Raw genomic sequence first — 25,466 nt, 5'->3', positions numbered from 1 at the left:
AACTATATGAATACAATTTGAAAAACCGACATAAAACCCAATCTTTAGGTGGGAGAGAATAACTGGCCATTCATAAAAGCGGTCAGAACCTCTTCCAGCCCCGTGCAACGTTAAAACAAAGAGAGAAAACAAGTAGCGATCACTTTTTGCTTTACATAACAGGGGATTTTATGTTGAAAAATCAAAATGGTTTTATATATCTGTAAGAAATAGGTATTCCCTAAAGATAAAGTGAAACTTCCATCAGTGGGGGTTTTCTTCATCTTCCACCCATCTCCCTTGTTTCTCTCTGAATATTGAGGTGGGGGGGCTTACTGCCCGAAAATAACAGGATAAATGGGATGTTACACAAACTTACTATTTTCTATAGTATATTCACATTCATAAGAAACGTTTTCACACTTTAAGATTCTGTAACTTTATTTCATAAACTGACTTATACTTTGGAGTTTGATGGACGTGAGACTCATACAATGTAATCGTATCAGCCTGAAACACTATCGCATCTAATTGCTTCAGATCTTTAAGATTAAATGTTTCTTCTCCCATCCACTTACGAGCAACAGTAATATGCGGATGATAGGGACGTGTTTCAAGCGAAAAACCGTTTCTTTCACAAATAGCATGCACCTGTTTTTGCATATCAAATAACGCTTGATTTTCTTTTAATCCAGCCCAAAATATACGTGGGCTCTCTACTAGGCCAAATATAGAAAAATTTTGCAGCGTGAGATCTAATTCCGTTTTATTTGTAAGGAGTTGTAATCCTTTCTCTATTCCTTGCAATTGTTCCTGCGTCGCACTCCCTAAAAAAGCAAGTGTAATATGATAGTCTTCCTTATATACCCATGAGCGAAACGGCAACTTGTCCTTCATTTCTTCTTTGTAATTTTCAAGTATTTCTTTTATATGATCCGGCAGGGTAACTGCTAAAAAATAATGTGGTACCATTTGTATCTTCTCCTTTCTTGTTATTGTTGCTTTTCTTTTGTATCTCATTCAATTGGATAAAAAGAATCCGCTCCCTAAGATAGAGAGCGGTCATATATCACAGTAAAATCAACCTATTTCGCTAATTCATAAATTGCCTGTGCATAAATTGCTGTTGCTTTTAGTAAATCTTCTATTTCAATATACTCATCTTTTTGATGAGCAAGTTCTTCTTTTCCAGGGAAAAGCGGACCGAATGCTACACCAGCTTTTAATGAACGAGCATATGTACCGCCACCAATTGCTAATAGCTCCGCTTTCTCTCCTGTTTGTTCTTCATACACACGTTGTAATGTACGAATTAAAACATGATCTTTATCAACGTGATGCGGACGTGAGTTAGAATAATCAGCTACTTGGAAGCCTTTGTTGCCGACATAGTCTTTTAATTTCTGCACTGTCTCTTCAAAATTCGTTGTTACTGGATAGCGCACATTTAAACCTAAGTTTCCGCCTTCTTCTTTCGTATAAGAAAGACGACCTACATTGACTGTTAACGGTCCGCTAATTTCATCTTTATAAGCGATTCCTGCTTTTTCTCCAAGCGTATCATTCGTAAATGTTTCTGTAACAAATGCCGCAAATGAGGCTCCTTTACCGTCAAGAGCAATCGTTGTTAAAAAGTTCGCTAATAAGAGTCCTGCATTTTCACCTTTTTCAGGAGTAGAACCGTGAGCTGAAACTCCTTCTAATTGTAGTGTCACGGTATTTCCTGCTACATTTGCTTTACCTGTCTTCTTCACAGTTTGTAAGTATTGTTCATAAGCATTTCTGAGTTCCTCTGCTTTTTCAGTCGTAATCACTGCTTCCGCAAAATCAGGAACCATATTTAAACGGCGACCTGAAGCAAATGAAACAAGCTCATATTCCCCGCCTTCTGTTTCGCTATTCTTTTGCACAACTTGTATATCAGAAATCCCTTTTTCCGCATTAATAATAGGAAAATCTGCATCTGGTGCGAACCCCATCGTTGGCATTTCTTCATTTTTGAAATAATGATCGACACATTTCCAGTTGCTTTCTTCATCCGTTCCTAAAATCATGCGTACGCGTTTTGAAAGCGGCAATCCTAATTCTTTTACAATTTTCATTGCATAGTAAGCAGCCATTGTCGGCCCTTTATCATCAATTGCACCGCGTGCAAAAATCTTTCCGTCACGAATATCAGCGCTATATGCAGGTGTTGTCCATCCATCTCCTTCTGGCACAACATCAACGTGACAAAGAATACCCACCAATTCTTCTCCTTGTCCCATTTCAAGGTGTCCTGCATACCCTTCTAAATTTTTAGAAGTAAATCCTTCAACTTCTCCTCTATGTAACATGAAGGATAGTGCTTTCGCTACACCTTCTCCAAACGGTGCACCTTCTTTTGCTGTTTCTTCTTCCCATACACTTTTAATTTGCAGGAATTGCTGCGTGTCATGAATTAATTCATCTTTTCTTTTCTCAACTTCTTCTGTCCAATTAATTGCTGACATAACTCATTCACCTCTTCTATATTCTCTCTTTCATCATAGCAAACGAAAATCCGATATGCCAATAAGAGAAGATGAAATAACGAACGATTATAATATTTCAGATATTTCACATTAATTTTTCTTTTATTTTTCTAAAAAAATTTGCAGGAATTTGACGGTTTACGTAGAAATTTATGTGGTAGTTGATAGAAGAGACATAGAATGTCAACTACCAATATTTTTATATTTTATTATTTGTTAAACTTTTGTAAAATTTAACTAGGTTAAAGCATGAAATTTGTCAAGTGGAGTACAATGGAAGTAAGGACCTTCTTTCCTGAATGGGGTCAAAAAAACTAGTAGAGGAGTGGTTTTCTCTTGAAACCTACGACTACTCGTATGCTAACACGCATTAAATCAATTTATATGTACATCAATGAGAATGGTACGGTAACGACGAAAGACCTTGTAGATGAGTTCGGGATCACACCGCGAACGATACAACGTGATCTGAATGTGTTGCAATTTAATGAACTCGTGTATAGCCCTTGCCGCGGTAAGTGGACAACAACAGGAAAGAAAGTGAGAATGACCTCATAACGAAAACAATTGTATCTAAAATATAATACATACCCCTTTCTGATTTCACAGAAAGGGGTTCTTTCTATTTTTAGAATCGGTCTCAATCTTGACTCTCTGTTTGAACTTGATACGTTTTTAACATTTCCACTTCTTCATCTGTTAATTCACGGTATTGACCAAGTTCTAATTCTTCATCTAACACTAAAGGTCCCATCTCCGTTCTCTTTAAGTAGACAACCTTTTTCCCTACCGCTTCAAACATGCGCTTTACTTGATGGAATTTCCCTTCTGTAATGACAAGCTCGATTTCAGACACATCATCGCTTTTCAAAATTGTAAGTTCACCTGGCTTCGTTTCATAGCCATCATCTAAAATAACACCTTTTGCAAATTCTTCTACATCTTTTTCTGTTACAACTCCAGCTACGTGTGCATAATATTTTTTCGGAACGTGCTTTTTCGGAGATAATAACTGATGCGTAAGCTTCCCGTCATTTGTTAATAATAGGAAGCCTTCTGTATCAATATCAAGTCTTCCAACTGGAAACGGATCAAAGATTGCATCTTCTAATTCCAATAAATCAACAACTGTTTCATGATTATCATCTTCTGTTGCCGAAATGACCCCTTGTGGTTTATGCATCATTAAATATACAAATTCCTTATACTCAACAATCTCACCGTGAATCGTAACCTCTTGTTCTTCTACATTCACATGAAACTTCGCATCTTTTACTGAAATTCCATCAATTTTTACAACGCCATCCTTTAATAACTTCTTTACTTCTTTTCTACTTCCATATCCCATATTTGCTAATAATTTATCTAATCTCATTCTTTCACCTTCTTGTATTTATCATAGAAAAGGGGACGTGTATTACGCCCCTTTTGATTTCATCTTTATTTTCAGCTTACCGCCAAGCTTACGCTGAATCTTTTCTAAAGCTTCTCCGCCAAATACTCTTACAAGTACACCTGTGCGAATCGCTAACAATCCGTAAGTAAGGCCACCAATACCTGCACAAACCGCAACTGTAATCAGTGCACCAAATCGGCCCTCGGGCGAAATCACAAAGGATAAAATTCCTTGTGATAGTTTTACGACAATGACCATCACAATTGTTAATATTGCAATTTGGAATGTTCGTTTATATACAACACCGAATGAATAGTGTGCATGTTTTCGAATTTGTTTATTCGTATACCAAATGGAAGCTAGGAATCCAATACCTGTTGCTAAAACAGCTCCAACTGTACCGAAGTAACGAATTAAAATCACATTACATAAAAACTTCAAAATAACGCCCATGCCAAGCGCAATAATCGCATGCTTCTGCTGATTAATCCCTTGTAATATCGCTGCAGTCACTGTAAATAACGCGAATAATAACGCAACTGGCGCATACCACATCAATACTTGTCCACCTAATGGATCCTTTTCATAAAACGCTGTATAAATCGGATACGCAAGTGTCGAAATACCAACTACCGCTGGTAATGTCAAGAACATATTTGCCTGGAATGTTTGTGTAATTTGTAGTTTTAAATAGCGAAATTGTTTTTCTGTAAATGATTTTGTAATTGCTGGAACAAGAGTTAAACTAAACGCCGTCGCAAGTGACACAGGAATCATAATTAATTTATGCGTCCACATCGTAAAAATGCCGAGTGCTCGCTCTGCAATATCGCCTTGTCCAATCGCTTGCATAATAGAGTTGAATGTTAATGTATCAATTTGTTGATATAAAGGAATTGTTAATCCAATAACAACATAAGGAATTGCATATGCAAATAATTCTTTAAATAATTGAGCTGTACTTACTGTTGATTCTGGTACAGTTTGTTCAATTAAATATTGATCGAGATGCTTTTTGCGTTTTAACCAGTACCATATTAACACACCAAGCGCTCCCACAGCTGAAACAAACGCTGCGAAAGTTGCCACTCCAACTGCTGCTGCTACTGATCCACCTATTACTTTAATGACAATAAAACTACCCGCTAATAAAAAGGCAATGCGAATAATTTGTTCAATAATTTGCGATACCGTAGTCGGTCCCATCGATTGATGACCTTGGAAATAACCACGAATTAAACTTGCTGCTGGTACAACAATAAGCGCAAAACTTACGAGGCGAATAATCATCGTAACATCTTCTATACTATTGCGTACACTTTGTTTACCAAGCATTGCCTCAGCAAATAATGGCGCAGACATGTAAAGAACTAAGAAGGAAAGGATTCCTGTTGCAATCATCATAACCATTCCCGAGCGGAACATTCTCCGGCTCGTCTTATAATCTCCAAGCGCATTATATTTAGAAACAAACTTTGAAACAGCAAGCGGCACTCCCGCCGTTGCAATACTTAAAAAGATCGTATATGGAATATATCCATACGTATAGAGCGTTCCGCCTTCTGTGCCAACTAAGGCATGAAATGGAAAGACATAAATCATGCCTAGAAACTTAACTAAAAAAGTTCCTAACGTCACAATAAGCGTTCCGCGCAGAAATTTTGAATCGGACATAGATGATCCTCCTACATATATAACGCTGAACTCTAACCTTTGTATTGTACCACAATTCTTCAGCGAAACAGTATATCACTGAATTTTTCTTTTCTATGAAAACATGCTATTCTTTTAGGCAGGAAATGTAGAAAATGAGGTCGATATACTATGCATTATGATGTGATTGTCATCGGAGGAGGCCCTTCAGGATTAATGGCCGCAATCGGTGCTGCTGAAGAAGGCGCACGAGTCTTGCTTCTTGATAAAGGAAATAAACTAGGACGTAAGCTTGCGATTTCTGGCGGTGGGCGTTGCAACGTAACAAACCGCTTACCGCTTGATGAAATTGTGAAACATATACCAGGAAACGGTCGCTTTTTATACAGTGCTTTTTCCATCTTTAATAATGAAGATATTATTACATTCTTCGAAAAGCTTGGTGTAAAGCTAAAAGAAGAGGATCATGGGCGCATGTTCCCTGTATCAAATAAAGCGCAATCTGTTGTCGATGCTTTATTAACACGATTAAAAGAACTAGGCGTTAAAATGCGTACGAACACACCAGTTGAAACGGTAGAATATGAAAACGGACAAACAAAAGCCGTTATTCTCAAAACAGGTGAAGTTTTGGAAACAAATCATGTTGTAATTGCTGTTGGCGGAAAATCTGTCCCTCACACTGGTTCAACTGGGGATGGCTACGCTTGGGCTGAAAAAGCGGGACATACAATTACAGAACTTTTCCCAACGGAAGTTCCAATTACTTCAAACGAACCATTTATTCGTGACCGTACATTGCAAGGCCTTGCTTTACGCGATGTAAACTTAAGCGTATTAAATCCAAAAGGAAAAGCTGTCATTTCTCATAAAATGGACATGCTCTTTACCCACTTTGGTATTTCTGGCCCAGCCGCTCTTCGCTGTAGCCAATTCGTTGTAAAAACGATGAAAAAATTTAAAATGCGCACAGTAGAAATGAGCATCGATGCACTGCCAGAAGAAAATAGCGAACAGCTCTTCCAACGCATGATGAAACAAATGAAAGAAGAACCCAAAAAAGGAATCAAAAATGTGTTAAAAGGATATGTTCCTGAACGTTATTTCCTATTCTTATTAGAAAGAAATGGAATTGACGGTAGCGAACAAGCTGGGCAAGTTTCACACGAAAAAATCCGTGCACTTGTGAAAGACTTCAAAGAGTTTAAAGTAACAGTAAATGGCACACAGCCACTTGAAAAAGCATTCGTTACAGGCGGCGGCGTTTCTGTTAAAGAAATTCATCCGAAAGAAATGGCTTCTAAATTAATGAATGGTCTATACTTCTGCGGAGAAGTTCTTGATATTCATGGCTATACAGGCGGCTACAATATCACTTCCGCTCTTGTCACAGGGCGAATCGCCGGAACAACTGCAGGACAAAACGCAAAAGTGCAGTACTAAAAAAGAAACACGGGTGGATTCTTTCCCCTCCTGTTTCTTTTTTGTTGCCTTATATAGCTTAGTAGCTTTATATTTTATATTGTTGAATATTATAAAGGGGAAAACATATGCGAAAAAAAGTCATGATATCTTTAATGTTAATGACGTTTCTTTCCGCTGTGGAAGGAACGATTGTTAGTACGGCAATCCCTCGTATAACGAGTGATTTATCTGGCGTTGAACTTGTTAGTTGGGTGTATGCAATTTATATGCTCGCAACTGCTGTCTCGACTCCAATTTACGGAAAACTAGCAGATTTATTCGGACGTAAAAAAGTACTGCTCATCGGCGCAGCCATCTTTTTAATCGGTTCTGCATTATGCGGAGTCGTGACATCGATGGAACAATTAATCGTCTTTCGCGCTCTTCAAGGTATAGGTGCCGGCGCTGTTATGCCAATTACAATGACGATTATCGGAGACTTATATAGTGAAGCGAAAGATCGCGCAAAAGCACAAGGCTGGATGAGTGCTGTTTGGGGCGTTTCTGGTGTTGTTGGGCCGCTAGTAGGTGGATTTTTAGTCGATTCTCTTTCTTGGCGCTACATCTTCTTCTTAAATGTTCCATTTGGAATTCTTGCTTGTGCGATGATTGCAATTTCTTATAAGGAGTCAATCAAACCAGCAAAACACCATATCGATTATCCTGGTGCAATTATCTTCTCATTAAGTACAATTGCGTTACTATATGCACTCTTAACAGGAAGCAGCAAGCAAAACTGGGGCGACATTACAATTATCGGCCTCTTAATCTTTGCAGCTGTTTCATTCATTATTTTCTTATTCTTTGAGAAAAAATCTCCGGAGCCATTAATTCCGTTAGCACTTTTCTCTAACCGTACATTATCAACTGTAAACGTCCTAACACTTATTGCTGGCGCCATGATTATTAGTATTACAATGTACCTTCCAATTTGGAGCCAAGGGGTATTAGGCAAAAATGCTACAGAAGCTGGACTTATTCTGATGCCAATTCCTGTTATGTGGACATTTGGTGCGATTCTTTCTGGGAATTTAGTTGGTAAGTTACAAACGAAACAAATCATTTTACTTGGAGCTAGCATTTTATCAGTCGCTACCTTTTTATTATTCATATTATCAACTCATTCACCAGCATTTCTAATTTATGTTGCAGTCGGACTATTCGGCTTAGGAATGGGACTTATTACACCAATTTATATGGTAACCATCCAAGCAGCTGTCCCTGCACATACACGCGGAACAGCAATTGGTTTAAACACATTTGTTAATACATTTAGCCAAACATTAGGTGCCGCTATCTTCGGAACAATCTTTAATACGATGATTCATGCACAAGGCATGCAAAATGTTGATCTTGTCTCAGGTGGACATGGCGGTACAACAAATGTAGTAACAAAATCACAAGAAGTATTAGCTTCGAGCGTACACATCATTTATATGAGTACATTTGCACTCGCACTACTTACACTATTTATCGGGTGGCTTCTATTAAAGCCAGCTACGCAAACAACTGAACAGTAAAAAAGAGGATGATCGTTCATAGCGATCATCCTCTTTCTATATATCGGCGCTTCGACAATATGTGACAACACTTACTCTTCATGTTCCACCACATATTTGAGCATAGACAATTTATTATTCCAAAACTGTTCATAATAGGAAAGCCACTGCTGTAATTCGGCCAACGACTCAGGCTGCAACCGATATATCTTTTCTCTCCCAACTTTTCTTCCGCTTACTAATTTCGCTTCTGAAAGAATGTGAAGATGTTTCGCTACAGCTGTACGACTCATTGGAAAATGATCTGTTATTTTAGAAATCGGCAATTCTTTTTCAGTTAATAACCGGAGTACTTCGCGGCGTGTTGGATCAGCAATTGCTTGAAAGACATCGTATTTCGCTGCTGATGAGGACACTTATCCTTCAACAACCTTTTTCAGTTTTTCATTTACAATTGCTACCCAGCCACCTGCCATTCTATCGCGAATAACAGAACTTTTCTCGTTTGCTTTCGGAAGAATTGTATCAGCCTGCTTCCATCCACCATGAATAAGAGTAAACTCCGTTTTATCTCCTAAATCTTTCAAAATAAATGAGACGACCCAACCATCTGTATCCCATGAAAAAGATAAACGATGAGGCTCATCAATTTCTAACACTTTACACGGAGATGGTCCAAAAGGTGATTGCACATGAAACTCATGCCCTACCTTAGGTTCAAAGTCATTTGGCATAAACCAAGATGCAATCCCTTCTGAAGTCGATACTGCATTCCATACTTTTTGAATAGGCGCTTCAAAAATAACTGTTTGTTTAATATCTTGTAATGTATTTTGCTGATCCATACTATTTCTCCTTTATATAGGCCGTTACAATGTAACACCTTTTGGTTTCGTTTTATAATATAACACCTTTTGGTTTCGCGTCAATAGATCTCCATTTGCCTGTTGAGAAATTCTCAACATTTTTTCAACAGGACAAACACCAGTGCAACATTTCGTCATAATATACTCACAAAAGCAAACACATCTCAATCCTTAGCCTCCCTCCTTCCCTTGGGATTTATTTAGAAAACACATTGATATAAACGAGATATGTATACGCAATGTAATTTGAGCAGGTGGCGATTTTCAAAAACAATAAACTGACTACCTACTCACTCTTTTTCTTTAAAAATTTTTAACAATAAAAGGAGATGAAAGATATGTATTACTGCATTCATTGCTCTGAAATTCATCATGAAAGAGGTTTGACTGATCGAGTCTTCAAAAATGGTTTTTATATTGATCCATTCCTAGGTGAACGCTACCATCTCGGTATGTGTAAAGATGCTACCACTGGTGAAAAAGTTCTATCTACAAAAGAAAACCTGGCACCACAATCCATTATGAATGCTTTACCAACCCATATAATTTCTACTTAAAAACATAAAAAAGAGCTGGTTCCCCAGCTCTTTTTTATGTTTTATAGATAACCATCGCCGAAAAACAATAAATTTGATTTTCATCGTCATTAATGGATACACCAACTTGATATTTAATATCTACAAGCTGTTCGTCATTCAGCTTCTTTAGAAACACATTTACGGAGTCTTCCAAGTCCTTTTCATGACTTTCATCAAACACCTTAACACGAATCATGTTAACACCATCCTAGATCACAGCTCTCCGCCGCTCGATTATTGCCACGGTGCGTATCTATGATGCGATAAAACTTACCATCTTCATATACATATCCGTCTTCTAACACATATTGCTTATCTTCAGTATAGACATAAAACTTACCTATCATAAATTTACTTGTATATAATTCTAAATAATTCGATTTAAATCTTGCTACTACCTTATTCGTAATATCAATTTTAATTGTGCGTCCCACCATCTCTCCCTCCTTTAAAAAGAACGGATTTAGGTATATTGTATTAACGATTTTGTATTTTATGATTAAAAAAGAGTGGATATGCCTTGTATTTTTCTGTGAGAGTTCCTCAGAATATCATCCCTTTTCACTTGCAGTTCTTTCAAAAAAATGTTGTGATTTTTCAACTAAAAACAAGATTTAAAAAACGAACTAAAATCATTGACACAGGTAGATAACATATGGTAATATAATAAATTTGATATTTTTATCCACATGTGTTATCATTACATATAGTTACCACATATGGAGGTGGATGATTTGTTTCAAATTGGTGATAAAATTGTTTACCCTATGCACGGAGCAGGAATAATCGAAGCGATTGAGGATAAAGAAGTGTTAGGAAAAATACGTCAGTATTGTGTAATACACATGGTTATTAGCGATATGCAAGTGATGATTCCTATGGATAAAGTAGAAAATTCAGGCATACGTTATGTTGTTGACAAAAATACATTAAACGATGTATTAGTTGACATTCATAATGGTGAAGCTGACCACTCACTCTCATGGAAACAAAGATATACCATGAACATGGAGAAAATGAAAAACGGGAATCTTCTAGACGGCGCTGAAGTTGTTCGCGATTTAATTCGCCGCAATAAAGAAAGAGCATTAAATGCGAGTGAAAAACAGATGCTAGACAACGCGCGCAGAATTTTAATTAGTGAAGTTGCACTTGTGCAAAATGTTTCAGAAAATCAAGCAACTTATATCCTACAAGATACCATCAATCATTAATCTAAAAATATATATTCAAATTGAAAATAGCTGACCGCTATTTTTTTTTGCATAAATACAAATTGAAAAACTGACATACAACCTTTCTTTTTTGGTGAGAGAATGCATCCGGAGCCATGCATAGAAGCGGTCAGACCCTCTTCCTGCCCCATGCCAAGTAAAAACAAAAGGAGAAAACAAGTAACGGTCACCTTGTACTCTTCCCTTCAAACCAATACAAATAGCAACATGACTCCAGTACAAGAACTAGAATCATGCTGCTTTATTTTTCGATTGTTTTAAGAAACAGTGTAATTGTTCCCTCTATTTGTTATTTAACATCACTAACAACTTTTCTTGACTATACATCCACACTGTAATAATTAAACAAGCAATCGCTACTTCTGAAAGTGCCATAAATCCAATTGCATAATGACCAGTTAGTTGGAATAGTAACGTTAAAATTAACGGTGGGAAAAAGCCCCCTAAGCCGCCTAAAGCTGCAACAAGTCCGTTTACAACCCCTGCTTGCTCAGAAAAGTACATCGGTACAAGTTTGAAGATTGTTCCATTTCCAATTCCAGCGCAAAATGCGACTAGTAAGCAACCAAATGTATACACGTTCATACTTGGCATAAACGATAAAATAATACCAGATAGTGTTAAACCGATGAATACAAAGATTAAAATTTTAAATGGATTAAATTTATCACCAAGCCACCCACCAATTGGGCGCATAACTGTTGCTAAGACGATAAATCCAGCTGTTCGCATACCTGCATCTACTTTTTCTAATCCAAAGTGAGATACTAAGAAGTTTGGTAAGTATACTGTAAATGCAACAAACGATCCAAAAGTTAAGAAATAGAAAATACATAAGAACCAAAGTTTTTCATTTTTGTATACACCTTTTAACTGTTCCATTAATGGTGTATTCACTTTTCGCTCATTACGATCACCTAGTAAAAAGTTTAGAAGTGCGAAAATAGCAAGTAAGATTAAAAAGGATTGCACAGTTGCTCTCCAGCCAAATGAAGTCGCGATCACAGGTGCTAAGAAAGATGTAACTGCTGTTCCTGCATTACCTACACCGTAAATACCATTTACAAAACCGTGACGCTCTTTCGGATAATATTTCGGCAGAGACGTTACACCTACAGAGAATACAGCTCCGCCAATCCCTGCAAATAAACCGCCGATAATTAAATCCATCATAGAATTCGCAATACTAATATAAAAGACAGGGAATAATAACATAATAAAGCTTATAAAGAATAATTTTCTCGCTCCGTAACGATTAGTCCAATAACCAATTGGTATTCGAAGCACCGACCCTAAAATAACAGGTACTGCTGTGACAAGGGAAATTTGTCCTGCTGTTAACGCAATGTCTACTTTAATAAATGGCATTAGTGAAGATAAAATCACCCACACCATAAAACCAATAATAAGATTAGAAGTTTGTAAACCTAACTGAAAATTCGGACTTTTCATCCTTTTCGCCTCCTATTTTGTTCATTTTTTCACAATGTATATTAATTCCCTCCAGTCTAATCACGTACTTCCGTGATTAGACTGGAAAAAATCAACCACCGCTCACAGGGGGAATCAATGCCACAATATCACCAGATTTTATTTTGTCATCTTCATTTGCATATTCTTCATTGATAGCGACCATAATCTGCTCTGAAACTACGATATGATGTTCTTTCGTAATAATATTTTTTAATTCTGCAACAGTAATATTTTCACAATCTACTTTTAACTCATTTGTCCCCGCATCTTCTTGTAAATGCGCAAATAATAACACCCGAATCATTTTTTCATCTCCTTTCCAGGCTCCCCGTCTGGATACGGTATTTTTTCTAATTGATCACCAATCCATGAGTCACCATCTTCCCAAAACTCTTTTTTCCAAATCGGAACAATTTGTTTGATGCGCTCCATAATATATTCATTTGCTTCATATGCCGCTTTTCGGTGTGGTGTTGATACAGCAACAACAACGGCAATATCAGAAATTTGAAGTGTACCGATGCGATGTGTAATCGCAACGTGTGTCCCAGGCCACTTCTCTTTCACTTCATCTCCAATTTTCGCAAGCATTTTTTCAGCCATTGTCTTATAGGCTGCGTACTCTAAATATAACGTGCGACGCCCTTTCGTAAATTCTCTTACAGTACCAGTGAAAGTTGTCACAGCACCACATTCACGGCGAATCACTTTATTTGTAACCTCTTCAATCGAAATTGGTGTATCTACTACTTCATAATGTGAAATTGTCATCGTGCACCTCTCATCGTTTGTGTAAACCAATCCATGTATGCGTCTTCCTCTGTTATATGAAATGTTTTATACGCTTTTGGTAAACTTTGTGTAACCTCTTTCCATATAATGACCGCTATTACATTCTCCATTTTATCTAGTAAAGCAATATCTTCATTTCTCCGAAGCAAAACCACTTTTGGATAGTTTTCTTTTTTATATCCTTCAATCAAAATGAGATCTACTTCAAAAAATTCATATAGTCGAATGATTTCCTGTAAAGACCATTCATCCCGAAGAGAAGAAAGTGATAATAATCCTGCTCCTTCTACAGCACTTACGACAGCGCCTGCTCGCCTATGACGTTCACTATCCTTTTGAGGTACTTCCGGGTAGCCGCCATGTCCGTGATGCTTAATTGTGGCAACTTTCATACCTTCATCCGAAAAAGCTTGAATCATCTTCTCCGTGAGCGTCGTTTTTCCGCTATTTTGATAGCCAACTATTTGTAAGATTGGAGCGGTTCTGCCCACGGCCACTCACTTCCTTGGCTTGATTCTAGTAATAACACCGAAACTGTCATTCCTGCTTCAAATCCTCTTGTTCCTCCTGGCAATACAATCAAAGCATTGCTATCTGCAAGAGAAGAAATCGCACTTGATTTATCGAGCCCTACTGGTATAACTTGCAGCTGACCATTGATAAACGTTGCTTTCCCCCTTACAAATCGTGTAAATGGGTTTGCCTTTGGAAAATCTTTCTGCAATATAGCATCTGTACGATATGCATGTGGTTCTTTCGCATGAAGGAATGCTTGAATAACTGGATAAACGAGTAATTCAAATCCGACATAACAAGCAGACGGGTTACCAGATAACCCAAACAACAGCTTCCCGTTTACTTCAGCTACAGTTGTGACACTACCTGGTCGCATCGCTATTTTATTAAAAAGAACATTGGCATTTAATTTTTTATAAATAGCAGGCAAATAATCGTAATCACCTACCGAAACACCACCAGTTGTGATTAAAATGTCTACTTCATCCACCGCGGCTTTCACTGCTTCATAGCAAGCTTCTAAATCGTCAGCAAGTTGTCCATAATATCGTACTTTCCCGCCAGCTCTAACAATTTGAGCTGCGATCATATAGGAATTACTATTTCTAATTTTTCCTGGTTCAAGTGGTTCATGTACTTCTAACAACTCACTTCCCGTCGTTACAATCCCGACAATAGGCTGTTTCATAACGTTTACTGAACTGTAGCCAAATGTCGCCAGAAGTGCTGCTACACCTGGATTAATCTTCGTACCTTTTTTCACAAGTATTTGATTTTGTTTTACATCTTCACCTTTGAATGAAACATTATCACCTACTTGAAAAGAGCGCTTTAGCTTCATATACGTTCTTCCGTTTCTTTCAAATCCTTCCGTAAGCTCTAACATAACTACCGCATCACAATCTTTTGGAATCGCTGCTCCTGTCATAATTCGAACCGCTTCGAAGGCCTTTACCTCGTCTGTAAAAACAGAACCAGCTCCTATTTCTCCTATCACTTCAAACTCAATTGAATGCTCGTTCCCCGCCTCTTTCGTATCCTCTGCCCGAATCGCAAATCCGTCATATGGAGAGCGGTCAAAATGTGGAACATCGTGATCTGCCACAACATCTTCTCCAAGAATTCTTCCGTAGCTTTCGGTAATAGAAACTTTTTCCATTCCACCTTGGTGTGCATATGTCATAACTCGCGCCACTGCTTCAGCAACTGGAATTGGTACTCGTTTTTCTAACATTGTTTTCACCCCATATTTGCAAAATATCACATCTTGATTACACTTTATATTGTACAATGCTAATTATAATAGCAATTACTTCAAGGAGGAATTCCATGTCTTCATTCACTCACTTTAACGACCAAGGCCGTGCCAAAATGGTCGACATTAGCGATAAAAAAGTGACAGTGCGAACAGCAATTGCTTGCTCTAGCATCCTTGTTACGAAAGAAATTTATGATAAAATCTCTCATAATGAAATTGGGAAAGGCGATGTATTAGCCGTCGCACAAATCGCCGGTATTATGGCTGCTAAACGCACTTCTGATATTATTCCGATGTGCCACCCTTTACTTCTAAAAGGAGTAGATGTTTCATTCGATTGGGAAACGGCGAAAGGGCAATACCGTTTACGAATTGAAGTAAAAGTAAAAACAGAAGGTAGCACTGGCGTTGAAATGGAAGCCTTAACAGCAGCTTCTGCGACCGCTCTTACCGTGTATGATATGTGTAAAGCTGTTGACAAAGGTATGATTATCGGCGAAACATATTTACTTGAAAAAACAGGCGGAAAAAGTGGAGATTATATTAGAAATTCACAATCCTAATTTAGTCCCCTGAACCTAAAGGACAACCTTTAGGTTCAGCCTATATATCTTGCATATAATCGCTTCGCCACTTTCATATCATTTGTCCCATGAATAAATGCCCTGCCATCTGTAAATAACACGAAACGATATTCATCAACACGAAACGATAGTAAATATGGTGTCGTTTGCACATCCATACTTTTTTGTAAGCGCTTTTTAATTTCTTCTAAATTAAGAAGTTGCGGCGCCCCTGGACGGATTTGAACTGTATTTCGCCCACATAGAACCTCTGTTTTCATCTGTGATTCAAACGTTAAACTTGGGTACGTGCGCAGTTTTCCGCAAGATGGACATTTGTCTTTTTTCTGCCTATTCACTTTAAACGCCATGTGCTGATTGTTCCAAAGATCAAATGACAGCATCGTTTCACGAAGCGCTCCAAAATCTTCTACCAATATTTTAAGTGCTTCTGTCACTTGATGCGCAACGACCAATTGTACAGCTGGTTGTATAATTCCTGCCGTATCACACGTTGCACCACTAGATGGATGCTCCATCAAACAGCGAAAACATGGTGTTTTTCCCGGAAGAATTGTATATGTGACGCCATAGCTTCCAACGCATCCTCCATATATCCAAGGAATATTGTATTTTTGCGAAATGTCATTAATAAGAAGACGCGCTTCAAAATTGTCAGTCGCATCTAATATTAAATCCACATTCTTAATTAACTCTTCCATTTCTTGCACCGCTACATCTGTTACAACTGGTACAATTTCTACTTCAGAATTAATCTGCCTTAAACGCTCGAATGCTGCGACTGCTTTCGGCTTATACTGCTTTGCATCTTCTTCTGTATATAACTGCTGCCGCTGTAAGTTACTCCACTCGACATAATCACGGTCAGCAATCGTCAGTTTTCCAATTCCCGCTCTGACAATCGCCTCTGCACTTGCTGCTCCTAGTGCACCGGCACCTATAATGAGTACATGCTTTTCTCTTATTTTCCTTTGGCCTGCTTCGCTAACCCCGGAAAATAACATTTGTCTTGAATAACGCTCCTGCACGCGACATCCCCCCTTCTTACCCTCCGATATAAGACATTTCAATTTTCGGACGGTTATTTGCACTTTCTTCAGTCCGCTCATCAGAATATCGGTCTTCTCGATATTCCCATACATCTTGCACTACCTTTAATAAATCGGGATCAGAAATACCTTCTCGAAGGAGCTTCCGTAAATCCGTTCCTTTCGTTGCAAACAAACACGTATAAAATTTACCATCTGCCGAAATCCGTGCTCTTGTACAAGAAGAACAGAAAGATTCAGAAACTGAAGTGATAAATCCAACTTCCGCATCACTGTCCACGTAACGATAACGCTTAGCAACCTCTCCAAAATAATGAGGATCTACAGGCTCAATCGAATACACTCCGCTAATCTTCTCAATCAATTCTTGTTTCGTAATTACTTGTTCAAAATTCCATCCGTTCGTACTGCCGACGTCCATAAACTCGATAAAGCGAAGCGGAATTTCCTGTTCTTTGAAATAAGCAACCATTGGAATAATTTGACTATCATTCATCCCTTTTTTCACAACCATATTCACTTTCACATCAAGTCCAGCTTCTTTTGCTGCCGTAATCCCTTTTAGCACAGGTTTTGTACTAATATTCCGGCCATTAATTTTGCGAAACACATCGTCCTCTATCGCATCTAAACTAACATTCACTCGGTGTAACCCTGCTTCTTTTAACGCCTTTGCTTGCTTCGTTAAGTGAATGCCATTTGTCGTTAGTCCAATATCTGTTAAGCCATCCAACTTCGCGAGCCGTTCAATAAGCTTTGGCAACTCTTTACGTAGTAATGGTTCACCGCCTGTAAGCCTAATTTTCTTTACCCCCATACCTACAAACAATTTTGCTAATCTTTCAATTTCATCAAATGTAAGCAAAAATTCTTCTTGTAAAAATGCATAATCAGGCCCGAATACTTCTGCCGGCATACAATATGTGCACCGAAAGTTACAACGATCAATGACAGAGATGCGTAAATCTTGAAGCGGACGCCCTAAAGAATCTCTAATCTTCTCGCGCATCGTCACCCCTCCTTTTCTGCTAAATTCTATCTGTCTTCATTCTATTATAATATATTTTTAAACTGCGATGTTTTTGCTCGAGCTCTTTATTGATTTTCCATGTTTTTTATTTGCCTCCATCATAAAAAAGAAGCAGGATATACGTTGTGATATTTCTCACATCGTACCTGCCATTCAAAAATTCTTCACAAATCCGTTCGAATTTTGTTCACATTTCAGTTAAAATCACTTTATTTGTGTCCGATATTCCTCTCCCCACTCACGCATAAGTGTAATAATTGGTGTAAGAGATTTTCCGAATTTCGTTAAAGAATACTCCACTTTTGGCGGAACTTCTTTATATACTTCCCGGTGGATTACTCCAGCGGCCTCAAGTTCTCTTAACTGCCTTGTTAACATACGCTGCGTAATGCCAGGCATCAATCGCAAAAATTGATTAAAGCGAATCTCTTTGGTATTCATTAAATGAAATAAGATAACTCCTTTCCATTTTCCACCGATTACATCTAACGTTACTTCCACTGAACAACGATTTATATCTTTCTGTTCCATTTTATCACTCTCCATTAGTATACAAATTGATACTATATGCTAAAAATGTGCGTACTTATATCATTCATTGTACTATTGTAGAATCGATTTTGTAATCAACTTACTATAAAAAAGTAAATAATTAAAAGGTGGTTATTTAAATGGAACATACAAAAGAAGAAATTTTAAAAGCTTATCAATTTAGACATGCATGTAAAGAATTTGATGTAAATAAAAAAGTCTCTGATAAAGATTTTCATTTTATTTTAGAAACTGGTCGACTTTCTCCAAGTTCATTTGGTTTTGAACCTTGGAAATTTGTTGTGATTCAAAATCAAGATATTCGCAACAAACTTCTCCCTGTGGCTTGGGGAGCTCAAAAACAATTACCAACAGCGAGCCATTTTGTCGTTATATTAGCTCGTAAAAAAGAAGATATGATTTATGACTCTTCCTATATTTCTAACTTCATGAAAAATATTCAGCAGCTTCCCGAGGAAGTCGTAACGATGAAGCTTGGTTTTTATAAGGCGTTTCAAGAAACTGATTTTCAATTATTTGAAAGCGACCGTGCCATGTTTGATTGGGCTTCTAAACAAACATACATCGCTCTTGGTAATATGATGACTGCAGCTGCCCAAATCGGCATTGATTCTTGCCCAATTGAAGGATTCCATCAAGAAAAAGTAGAAGCGATTTTAAAAGAAGAGGGTATTGTTTCAGGTGATACATTTGGTGTGTCTGTTTTAGTTGCTTTTGGTTATCGAGCGGAAGAACCAAAACGTGATAAAACTCGTCAAACAATGGATATGGTTGTTGAATGGATTAAGTAATGTAAAAGAAAAGAGTGTCTACAAAGGACACTCTTTTTTTCATTGTGAAAAGTGCGCTTGTTCACTGCTAAAAATAAACTTATTACTTATAATAAAAAGATATTTCTTGCATTTTCACCATATTTACATCCAAAATAAGAAATAGACTGCTTTAAAAAGAAAGGTGATTGCTGTGACAAACCGTACGGCATTATCGGAAGACTTAAAGGAATTACTTGCATCTGTTGAATATAAAATGCAGATTAATAAAGGAAGTTATATTTTCCAAGAAGGTTTGGAGGCAAAAGAACTCTATATCGTCCGCTCTGGAAAAGTACAGATTAGTAAAATTAGTGCTGACGGACAAGAGTTAACACTTCGCATTTGTTCAAAACACGATATTATCGGGGAGTTGACATTATTTACGGACAATGCAAAATATTTATTAAATTCGAAATGCCTGGAAGATGTTGAAGTTGGAGTCATTAAACGAGATGCTTTAGAAAAGGCATTACTTGAAAAACCTGCTCTTGCATTTGAATTTATGAAATGGATTAGTGAACATTTACGAAGAATGCAAACAAAATTCCGTGATTTAGTGTTACATGGAAAAAAAGGAGCTCTTTATTCCACGCTCATTCGCATGACAAACAGTTATGGCATATTAAAAGAGAATGGTATTCTTATCGATCTACCTTTAACAAATCAAGAGCTTGCGAATTTCTGTGCAACCTCACGTGAAAGTGTAAACCGTATGTTAAACGATTTAAAAAAACAAGGAATTATTTCTATCCATAAAGGAAAGATTACCATTCATAATTTACAATTTTTAAAATGTGAAATTGCTTGTGAAGATTGCCCTACCTCTATTTGTAGCATTGAGTAGCCTCTCTATTTGAGATGCTACTCTTTTTTCTTTCTCCTTTACTCTACATAAAAAACTCTCTCTGTACTGTGCAGAATGTCACAACCTTTCGGAATTTTTTTTAATATCAATCTGATTTTTGACAATCTGTTGAACTGTGATAGATATCACATCTCTATTTTGCATGCTCTCTTATAGTGAAAATAAGCAAGAGAGACGCAATAAAGGAGTGAACAGTATGAAAAAGAAACCTTCAGCATTAATGAAACGTTTAAAATATTTTTCTCCGATAGATCGCTATAACGACAATCATACACAAGAAACATATGAAGACCGTGAATGGGAAAACGTGTATAGAAAACGATGGCAACACGATAAAGTAATCCGTTCTACACACGGTGTTAACTGCACTGGTTCTTGCAGCTGGAATATTTATGTGAAAGATGGAATTGTAACTTGGGAAGGTCAAGAACTGAACTATCCTTCTACCGGCCCTGATATGCCAGATTTTGAACCGCGTGGATGTCCGCGTGGGGCAAGTTTTTCTTGGTACATTTATAGTCCACTTCGCGTGAAATATCCATATGTACGTGGTGTCCTTTGGAATATGTGGCAAGAGGAACTTCAAAATCACAAATCACCGCTAGACGCTTGGAAAAGCATTGTGGAAAACCCTGAAAAAGCACGTACTTATAAAGAGGCGCGTGGTAAAGGCGGCTTCATTCGTGCTAGTTGGGATGAAGTATTACAACTAGTCGCTGCTTCCTTACTATACACAGTGATCAAATATGGTCCAGACCGAAATGTTGGTTTCTCACCAATTCCAGCTATGTCGATGTTAAGTCACGCTGCTGGTAGCCGCTTTATGCAGCTCATGGGTGGACCTATGCTCAGCTTCTACGATTGGTACGCTGACTTACCACCAGCTTCTCCGCAAATTTGGGGTGATCAAACAGATGTACCTGAAAGTAGTGATTGGTACAACTCTGGTTACATTATGACATGGGGTTCAAACGTACCAATGACAAGAACACCAGATGCCCATTTCTTAGCGGAGGTACGTTATAAAGGAACGAAAGTCGTTTCCGTAAGTCCTGACTTTGCTGAATCCACAAAATTTGCTGATGATTGGATTAGCGTAAAACAAGGTACAGACGGTGCGCTTGCGATGGCAATGGGACACGTCATCTTACAAGAGTTTTACGTAGACAACCAAGTGGAATACTTCACAAATTATGCAAAACAATATACTGATTTTCCGTTCTTTGTCACATTAAAACAACAAGGAGACCAATTTGTTGCAGATCGTTTCTTAAACGCGAATGATATTGGTCGTGAAACAAAGCTTGGCGAATGGAAACCTGTTCTTTGGAACGAAAACACCAATAATTTTGCAACGCCTCATGGCACAATGGGGTCACGCTGGGATAACGAAAAGAAATGGAACTTACGTTTAGAAGACGAGCAAACAGGCGAAAAAATTGATCCACGCCTTTCTTTACTTGGCATGGAAGATGCAGTTGAAACTGTACAAATTCCATACTTCTCCGATGACGGAAACAAAATATTAGAGCGAACAATTCCAGTGAAAAAAATTGCAACAGAAAAAGGCGACATTTTCGTTACAACTGTGTACGACTTAACGTTAGCAAACTACGGTGTCAACCGCGGACTTGGCGGGCAAGAACCGAAAGACTTCAATGATGATGTTCCATTTACACCAGCATGGCAAGAAAAAGTGACCGGAGTAAAACGAGAACTGATTATTCAAATCGCTCGTGAGTTTGCTCAAAATGCTGTTGATACAAATGGACGATCGATGATTATTGTCGGCGCTGGTATTAACCATTGGTTTAACTCTGATACGATTTATCGCGCGGTTCTAAATCTTGTTCTTCTCGTTGGTGCACAAGGTGTAAACGGTGGCGGTTGGGCGCATTATGTTGGGCAAGAAAAATTACGTCCGGCAGAAGGCTGGCAAACAATTGCAATGGCAAAAGACTGGCAAGGTCCGCCGAAATTACAAAACGGTACATCCTTCTTCTATTTTGTAACAGATCAGTGGCGCTATGAAGATACACCAATTGGCCATTTAGCATCGCCAGTTGTCGGCAACTCACGCTATCAACATCACGGTGATTACAATGTGTTAGCTGCTCGTCTTGGTTGGTTACCTTCTTATCCAACATTCGAGAAGAATGGAATTGAACTATATAAAGAAGCTGTCGCTAGTGGCGCAACAACGGGGGAAGAAATCGGAAAATATGTTGCGCAAAAGCTAAAAGAAAAAGAACTTAAATTTGCCATTGAAGACCCAGATAACAAAAATAACTTCCCGCGCAATTTATTCGTATGGCGCGCAAACTTAATCTCAAGTTCTGGTAAAGGGCACGAGTATTTCTTAAAACATTTATTAGGTACAACAAACGGATTAATGAATGACGATAGCGATTCATTACGACCAGAAGAAATAAAGTGGCATGAAGAAGCACCTGAAGGAAAGCTTGATCTACTGATTAACTTAGATTTCCGTATGGCTGGAACAGCACTTTATTCTGATATCGTCCTTCCTGCCTCAACTTGGTATGAAAAACACGATTTAAGTAGTACAGATATGCATCCGTTCGTACATCCATTTAATCCGGCAATCGGTTCACCGTGGGAAGCACGCTCTGACTGGGATATTTTCTGTTCCCTTTCTAAAGCAGTCTCTGATTTAGCAACAGAACTTGATCTTGATCCGATGAAAGAAGTTGTGGCAACACCACTTCTTCATGATACACCGCAAGAATTGGCACAGCCGCTTGGCAAGATTAAAGATTGGAGCAAAGGTGAGTGTGAACCAATACCAGGAAAGACAATGCCGCAAATTCATGTTGTAGAACGAGATTATAAAACAATTTATGACAAGATGACAGCGCTTGGACCAAACACTGGGAAGCAACCCATTGGTACGAAAGGGATTTCTTGGTCTGCAGAAAAAGAATATGAACAATTAAAGAGTCGATTAGGCGTTATTCGTACTGACTCTATCGCCAAAGGATGCCCTGATATAACAGAAGCAATCAATGCTGCTGAAGCGGTGTTAACCCTTTCTTCTACAACGAACGGTCATATGGCTGTAAAAGCATGGGAAGCTCTTGAAAAACAAACAGATTTACATCTGCGCGATTTAGCAGAAGAACGCGAAGAAGAATGCTTTACATTCGAACAAATTACTGCGCAGCCAAAAACGGTGATTACTTCCCCTGCCTTTACTGGTTCTGAAAAAGGGGGACGCCGTTACTCACCATTTACAACAAATGTTGAGCGCCTTATCCCTTGGAGAACGATAACTGGACGACAATCGTTCTACTTAGATCACGATATGATGAAGGAATTCGGTGAAACAATGGCAACATTCAAGCCAATCTTGCAACATAAACCGTTCCGTAAATCACGCCCTGAGGTAGAAGGAAAAGAAATTACACTAAACTATTTAACACCGCATAATAAGTGGTCGATTCATAGTATGTACTTCGATTCCTTACCGATGTTAACGCTGTTCCGTGGTGGTCCAACTGTTTGGATGAACAAAGATGACGCCGCCGAAGCTGGTGTTAGTGATAATGACTGGATCGAATGCTTTAACCGTAACGGCGTTGTCGTAGCACGTGCCGTTGTAACGCACCGCATACCAAGAGGAATGGCCTTTATGCACCACGCACAAGACCGTCATATTAATGTGCCTGGTACAAAATTAACGAGCAACCGCGGAGGAACGCATAATAGCCCAACCCGCATTCATGTAAAACCAACACATATGATTGGTGGATACGGTCAATTAAGCTATGGATTTAACTACTACGGTCCAACTGGTAACCAGCGTGACTTAAACGTCGTGATCCGCAAACTGAAGGAGGTAGATTGGCTTGAAGATTAAAGCGCAAGTCGGAATGGTAATGAACCTAGATAAATGCATCGGCTGCCATACTTGTAGCGTAACGTGCAAAAACACCTGGACGAATCGTCCAGGTGCTGAATATATGTATTTCAACAACGTGGAAACAAAACCTGGGATTGGTTATCCAAAACAGTGGGAAGATCAAGAAAAATATAAAGGCGGCTGGGAATTAAAAAACGGTGAAATCCAGCTAAAATCCGGTTCGAAAATGAAACGTCTCATGAACATTTTTCATAACCCAGATCAACCTACAATCGATGATTACTTTGAACCTTGGAACTATGATTATGAAACATTAACAAATAGTCCGCAGCGAAAACATCAGCCGGTAGCTCGCCCAAAATCAGCAATTACTGGAGAGTTTATCGACAAAATTGAATGGGGCCCAAACTGGGAAGACGATTTAGCAGGCGGACATATAACAGGCTTGCAAGATCCGAACGTCAAGAAAATGGAAGAAGATATTAAAACAGATTTTGAGAATGTCTTTATGATGTATCTGCCTCGCATTTGCGAACATTGTATGAATCCATCTTGCGTTTCTTCTTGCCCATCTGGAGCGATGTATAAACGTGAAGAAGACGGGATTGTCCTTGTTGATCAAAATGCATGCCGCGCTTGGCGATTCTGCGTTTCTTCTTGTCCATATAAAAAAGTATATTTTAACTGGCAAACAAATAAAGCAGAAAAATGTACAATGTGCTTCCCGCGTATCGAAGCTGGTATGCCAACGATTTGCTCGGAAACATGCGTAGGACGCATTCGTTATATTGGGGTAATGTTATATGACGCTGACAAAGTAAAGGAAGCCGCTTCTGTCGAAGACGAAAAAGATTTATATGAATCTCAGCTTACTGTCTTCTTAGATCCAAATGATCCAGAAGTAGCTGCGGAAGCAAAAAAACAAGGTATTCCTGAAGAATGGATTAAAGCAGCTCAAGAATCACCAATTTATAAAATGATTATTGATTGGAAAATCGCCCTTCCTCTTCACCCAGAGTACCGGACAATGCCGATGGTTTGGTATATTCCACCGCTTAGCCCGATTATGAATATGGTGGAAGGGAAAGGAAGCAACTGGCAAGCAGAAGAAATTTTCCCTGCTATTGATAATATGCGTATTCCAATTCAATATTTAGCTAACTTACTTACTGCAGGAGATGAATCACATATTCGTCTTACATTGAAAAAAATGGCTGTTATGCGAACTCATATGAGAGCACTGCAAATTAATAAAGAACCAGATGAAGCTGTATTAAAAGAACTCGGTTTAACGAAAGAAGATGTAGAAGATATGTATCGCCTTCTTGCGATTGCAAAATATAAAGACCGTTTCGTTATCCCTACATCTCACCGTGAACAAGTTGCAGATTTATATAGTGAACAAGGAAGCTGCGGCCTTTCCTTCGCAGGCGGCCCAGGTTCTTGTATGACACTCTCTTAAACTAAGG

At 38.3% G+C, this 25,466-nt stretch carries 26 protein-coding genes; 10 read left to right on the top strand and 16 right to left on the bottom strand.

The features are described from left to right. Positions 1–396: 396 nt before the first annotated feature. Positions 397–951, bottom strand: a complete 555-nt coding sequence (thpR, locus tag MHH71_RS20070; RefSeq protein WP_018782813.1) for an RNA 2',3'-cyclic phosphodiesterase — start codon at positions 949–951, stop codon at positions 397–399. Between the two features lie 113 nt (positions 952–1,064). Next, complete coding sequence (gene pepV, locus MHH71_RS20065) at positions 1,065–2,471, bottom strand: dipeptidase PepV (RefSeq protein ID WP_006096242.1); 1,407 nt, start codon at positions 2,469–2,471, stop codon at positions 1,065–1,067. A gap of 357 nt (positions 2,472–2,828) precedes the next feature. Here pepV and MHH71_RS20060 point away from each other — a divergent pair, with 357 nt between their 5' ends. Next, entirely contained in the window at positions 2,829–3,050 is a 222-nt protein-coding gene (locus MHH71_RS20060) for a DeoR family transcriptional regulator (protein ID WP_000805512.1), read from the top strand. Positions 3,051–3,132: 82 nt separating this feature from the next. Here the strand turns inward: MHH71_RS20060 and MHH71_RS20055 are convergent, their stop codons facing one another. Both MHH71_RS20055 and MHH71_RS20050 read right to left on the bottom strand, forming a co-directional pair. After that, on the bottom strand, positions 3,133–3,867 hold the full coding sequence (locus tag MHH71_RS20055; protein ID WP_003201223.1) for a pseudouridine synthase: 735 nt from the start codon (positions 3,865–3,867) through the stop codon (positions 3,133–3,135). 42 nt (positions 3,868–3,909) lie between these two features. Further along, positions 3,910–5,562 carry a putative polysaccharide biosynthesis protein gene (locus MHH71_RS20050; RefSeq protein ID WP_006096243.1) on the bottom strand — a complete coding sequence of 551 codons (1,653 nt, stop codon included), beginning with the start codon at positions 5,560–5,562 and terminating at the stop codon, positions 3,910–3,912. 150 nt (positions 5,563–5,712) lie between these two features. On the opposite strand from MHH71_RS20050, the gene MHH71_RS20045 reads away from it, so the two are divergent. Both MHH71_RS20045 and MHH71_RS20040 read left to right on the top strand, forming a co-directional pair. Next, entirely contained in the window at positions 5,713–6,984 is a 1,272-nt protein-coding gene (locus tag MHH71_RS20045) for an NAD(P)/FAD-dependent oxidoreductase (protein ID WP_006096244.1), read from the top strand. A gap of 107 nt (positions 6,985–7,091) precedes the next feature. After that, the gene (locus tag MHH71_RS20040; RefSeq protein ID WP_018782815.1) at positions 7,092–8,525 is read left to right on the top strand and encodes an MDR family MFS transporter; all 1,434 of its coding nucleotides are present in this window, start codon (positions 7,092–7,094) and stop codon (positions 8,523–8,525) included. 71 nt (positions 8,526–8,596) lie between these two features. Here the strand turns inward: MHH71_RS20040 and MHH71_RS20035 are convergent, their stop codons facing one another. Both MHH71_RS20035 and MHH71_RS20030 read right to left on the bottom strand, forming a co-directional pair. Then, complete coding sequence (locus MHH71_RS20035) at positions 8,597–8,920, bottom strand: ArsR/SmtB family transcription factor (RefSeq protein ID WP_006096245.1); 324 nt, start codon at positions 8,918–8,920, stop codon at positions 8,597–8,599. After that, positions 8,921–9,349: an SRPBCC family protein gene (locus tag MHH71_RS20030; RefSeq protein WP_006096246.1), complete on the bottom strand. Its 429-nt coding sequence runs from the start codon at positions 9,347–9,349 to the stop codon at positions 8,921–8,923. It abuts the gene before it with no gap. Between the two features lie 359 nt (positions 9,350–9,708). Between MHH71_RS20030 and MHH71_RS20025 the strand changes: the two genes are divergently transcribed. Next, positions 9,709–9,927, top strand: coding sequence for a DUF3973 domain-containing protein (locus tag MHH71_RS20025; protein WP_018764542.1), 219 nt, complete (start codon positions 9,709–9,711; stop codon positions 9,925–9,927). Between the two features lie 34 nt (positions 9,928–9,961). Here the strand turns inward: MHH71_RS20025 and MHH71_RS20020 are convergent, their stop codons facing one another. Together MHH71_RS20020 and MHH71_RS20015 are read right to left on the bottom strand one after the other, a co-directional pair. Beyond that, complete coding sequence (locus MHH71_RS20020; protein ID WP_003201211.1) at positions 9,962–10,144, bottom strand: sporulation protein Cse60; 183 nt, start codon at positions 10,142–10,144, stop codon at positions 9,962–9,964. Between the two features lies 1 nt (position 10,145). Further along, positions 10,146–10,382, bottom strand: coding sequence for a DUF2553 family protein (locus MHH71_RS20015; RefSeq protein WP_029427646.1), 237 nt, complete (start codon positions 10,380–10,382; stop codon positions 10,146–10,148). A 285-nt stretch (positions 10,383–10,667) separates the two neighbouring features. Here MHH71_RS20015 and MHH71_RS20010 point away from each other — a divergent pair, with 285 nt between their 5' ends. Continuing rightward, positions 10,668–11,162, top strand: coding sequence for a CarD family transcriptional regulator (locus MHH71_RS20010; RefSeq protein WP_003201207.1), 495 nt, complete (start codon positions 10,668–10,670; stop codon positions 11,160–11,162). Positions 11,163–11,465: 303 nt separating this feature from the next. Here MHH71_RS20010 and MHH71_RS20005 read toward each other — a convergent pair whose 3' ends face one another. From MHH71_RS20005 to MHH71_RS19985, 5 genes are all read right to left on the bottom strand, one after another. After that, positions 11,466–12,635, bottom strand: a complete 1,170-nt coding sequence (locus tag MHH71_RS20005) for a nitrate/nitrite transporter (RefSeq protein ID WP_006096249.1) — start codon at positions 12,633–12,635, stop codon at positions 11,466–11,468. A 91-nt stretch (positions 12,636–12,726) separates the two neighbouring features. Further along, the gene (gene moaD, locus MHH71_RS20000) at positions 12,727–12,960 is read right to left on the bottom strand and encodes a molybdopterin converting factor subunit 1 (RefSeq protein WP_033799159.1); all 234 of its coding nucleotides are present in this window, start codon (positions 12,958–12,960) and stop codon (positions 12,727–12,729) included. Then, positions 12,957–13,427 carry a molybdenum cofactor biosynthesis protein MoaE gene (locus tag MHH71_RS19995; RefSeq protein WP_033799160.1) on the bottom strand — a complete coding sequence of 157 codons (471 nt, stop codon included), beginning with the start codon at positions 13,425–13,427 and terminating at the stop codon, positions 12,957–12,959. The genes moaD and MHH71_RS19995 overlap by 4 nt, the downstream gene beginning before the upstream one ends. Further along, positions 13,424–13,945: a molybdopterin-guanine dinucleotide biosynthesis protein B gene (gene mobB / locus MHH71_RS19990; RefSeq protein WP_026008463.1), complete on the bottom strand. Its 522-nt coding sequence runs from the start codon at positions 13,943–13,945 to the stop codon at positions 13,424–13,426. The genes MHH71_RS19995 and mobB overlap by 4 nt, the downstream gene beginning before the upstream one ends. Beyond that, positions 13,909–15,198 (bottom strand): molybdopterin molybdotransferase MoeA, encoded by a 1,290-nt coding sequence (locus MHH71_RS19985; protein ID WP_033799161.1) that lies wholly within the window; start codon positions 15,196–15,198, stop codon positions 13,909–13,911. The genes mobB and MHH71_RS19985 overlap by 37 nt, the downstream gene beginning before the upstream one ends. Positions 15,199–15,293: 95 nt before the next feature. Here MHH71_RS19985 and moaC point away from each other — a divergent pair, with 95 nt between their 5' ends. Beyond that, positions 15,294–15,785 carry a cyclic pyranopterin monophosphate synthase MoaC gene (gene moaC / locus MHH71_RS19980; protein ID WP_018764551.1) on the top strand — a complete coding sequence of 164 codons (492 nt, stop codon included), beginning with the start codon at positions 15,294–15,296 and terminating at the stop codon, positions 15,783–15,785. 35 nt (positions 15,786–15,820) lie between these two features. Here the strand turns inward: moaC and MHH71_RS19975 are convergent, their stop codons facing one another. From MHH71_RS19975 to MHH71_RS19965, 3 genes are all read right to left on the bottom strand, one after another. Continuing rightward, the gene (locus MHH71_RS19975) at positions 15,821–16,834 is read right to left on the bottom strand and encodes a molybdopterin-synthase adenylyltransferase MoeB (RefSeq protein ID WP_033799162.1); all 1,014 of its coding nucleotides are present in this window, start codon (positions 16,832–16,834) and stop codon (positions 15,821–15,823) included. Positions 16,835–16,850: 16 nt separating this feature from the next. Beyond that, positions 16,851–17,864, bottom strand: a complete 1,014-nt coding sequence (gene moaA, locus MHH71_RS19970) for a GTP 3',8-cyclase MoaA (protein ID WP_033799163.1) — start codon at positions 17,862–17,864, stop codon at positions 16,851–16,853. A 225-nt stretch (positions 17,865–18,089) separates the two neighbouring features. Next, a complete protein-coding gene (locus MHH71_RS19965) occupies positions 18,090–18,416 on the bottom strand; it encodes a winged helix-turn-helix transcriptional regulator (protein ID WP_018764554.1) in 327 nt (108 codons plus the stop codon). Positions 18,417–18,556: 140 nt separating this feature from the next. Between MHH71_RS19965 and MHH71_RS19960 the strand changes: the two genes are divergently transcribed. The 4 genes from MHH71_RS19960 (at position 18,557) to narH (ending at position 25,459) form a co-directional block, all read left to right on the top strand. After that, complete coding sequence (locus tag MHH71_RS19960) at positions 18,557–19,228, top strand: NAD(P)H-dependent oxidoreductase (protein ID WP_006096255.1); 672 nt, start codon at positions 18,557–18,559, stop codon at positions 19,226–19,228. 172 nt (positions 19,229–19,400) lie between these two features. Continuing rightward, positions 19,401–20,093: a Crp/Fnr family transcriptional regulator gene (locus tag MHH71_RS19955; RefSeq protein ID WP_033799164.1), complete on the top strand. Its 693-nt coding sequence runs from the start codon at positions 19,401–19,403 to the stop codon at positions 20,091–20,093. Between the two features lie 217 nt (positions 20,094–20,310). After that, positions 20,311–23,994: a nitrate reductase subunit alpha gene (locus MHH71_RS19950; protein WP_033799165.1), complete on the top strand. Its 3,684-nt coding sequence runs from the start codon at positions 20,311–20,313 to the stop codon at positions 23,992–23,994. Then, the gene (gene narH / locus MHH71_RS19945; protein ID WP_018782825.1) at positions 23,984–25,459 is read left to right on the top strand and encodes a nitrate reductase subunit beta; all 1,476 of its coding nucleotides are present in this window, start codon (positions 23,984–23,986) and stop codon (positions 25,457–25,459) included. The genes MHH71_RS19950 and narH overlap by 11 nt, the downstream gene beginning before the upstream one ends. Positions 25,460–25,466: the final 7 nt, after the last annotated feature.

It is taken from the genome of Bacillus sp. FSL H8-0534 (assembly GCF_038005885.1).
GTDB lineage: Bacteria > Bacillota > Bacilli > Bacillales > Bacillaceae_G > Bacillus_A > Bacillus_A pseudomycoides.
This window is presented reverse-complemented; position numbering and strand designations above follow the sequence as displayed.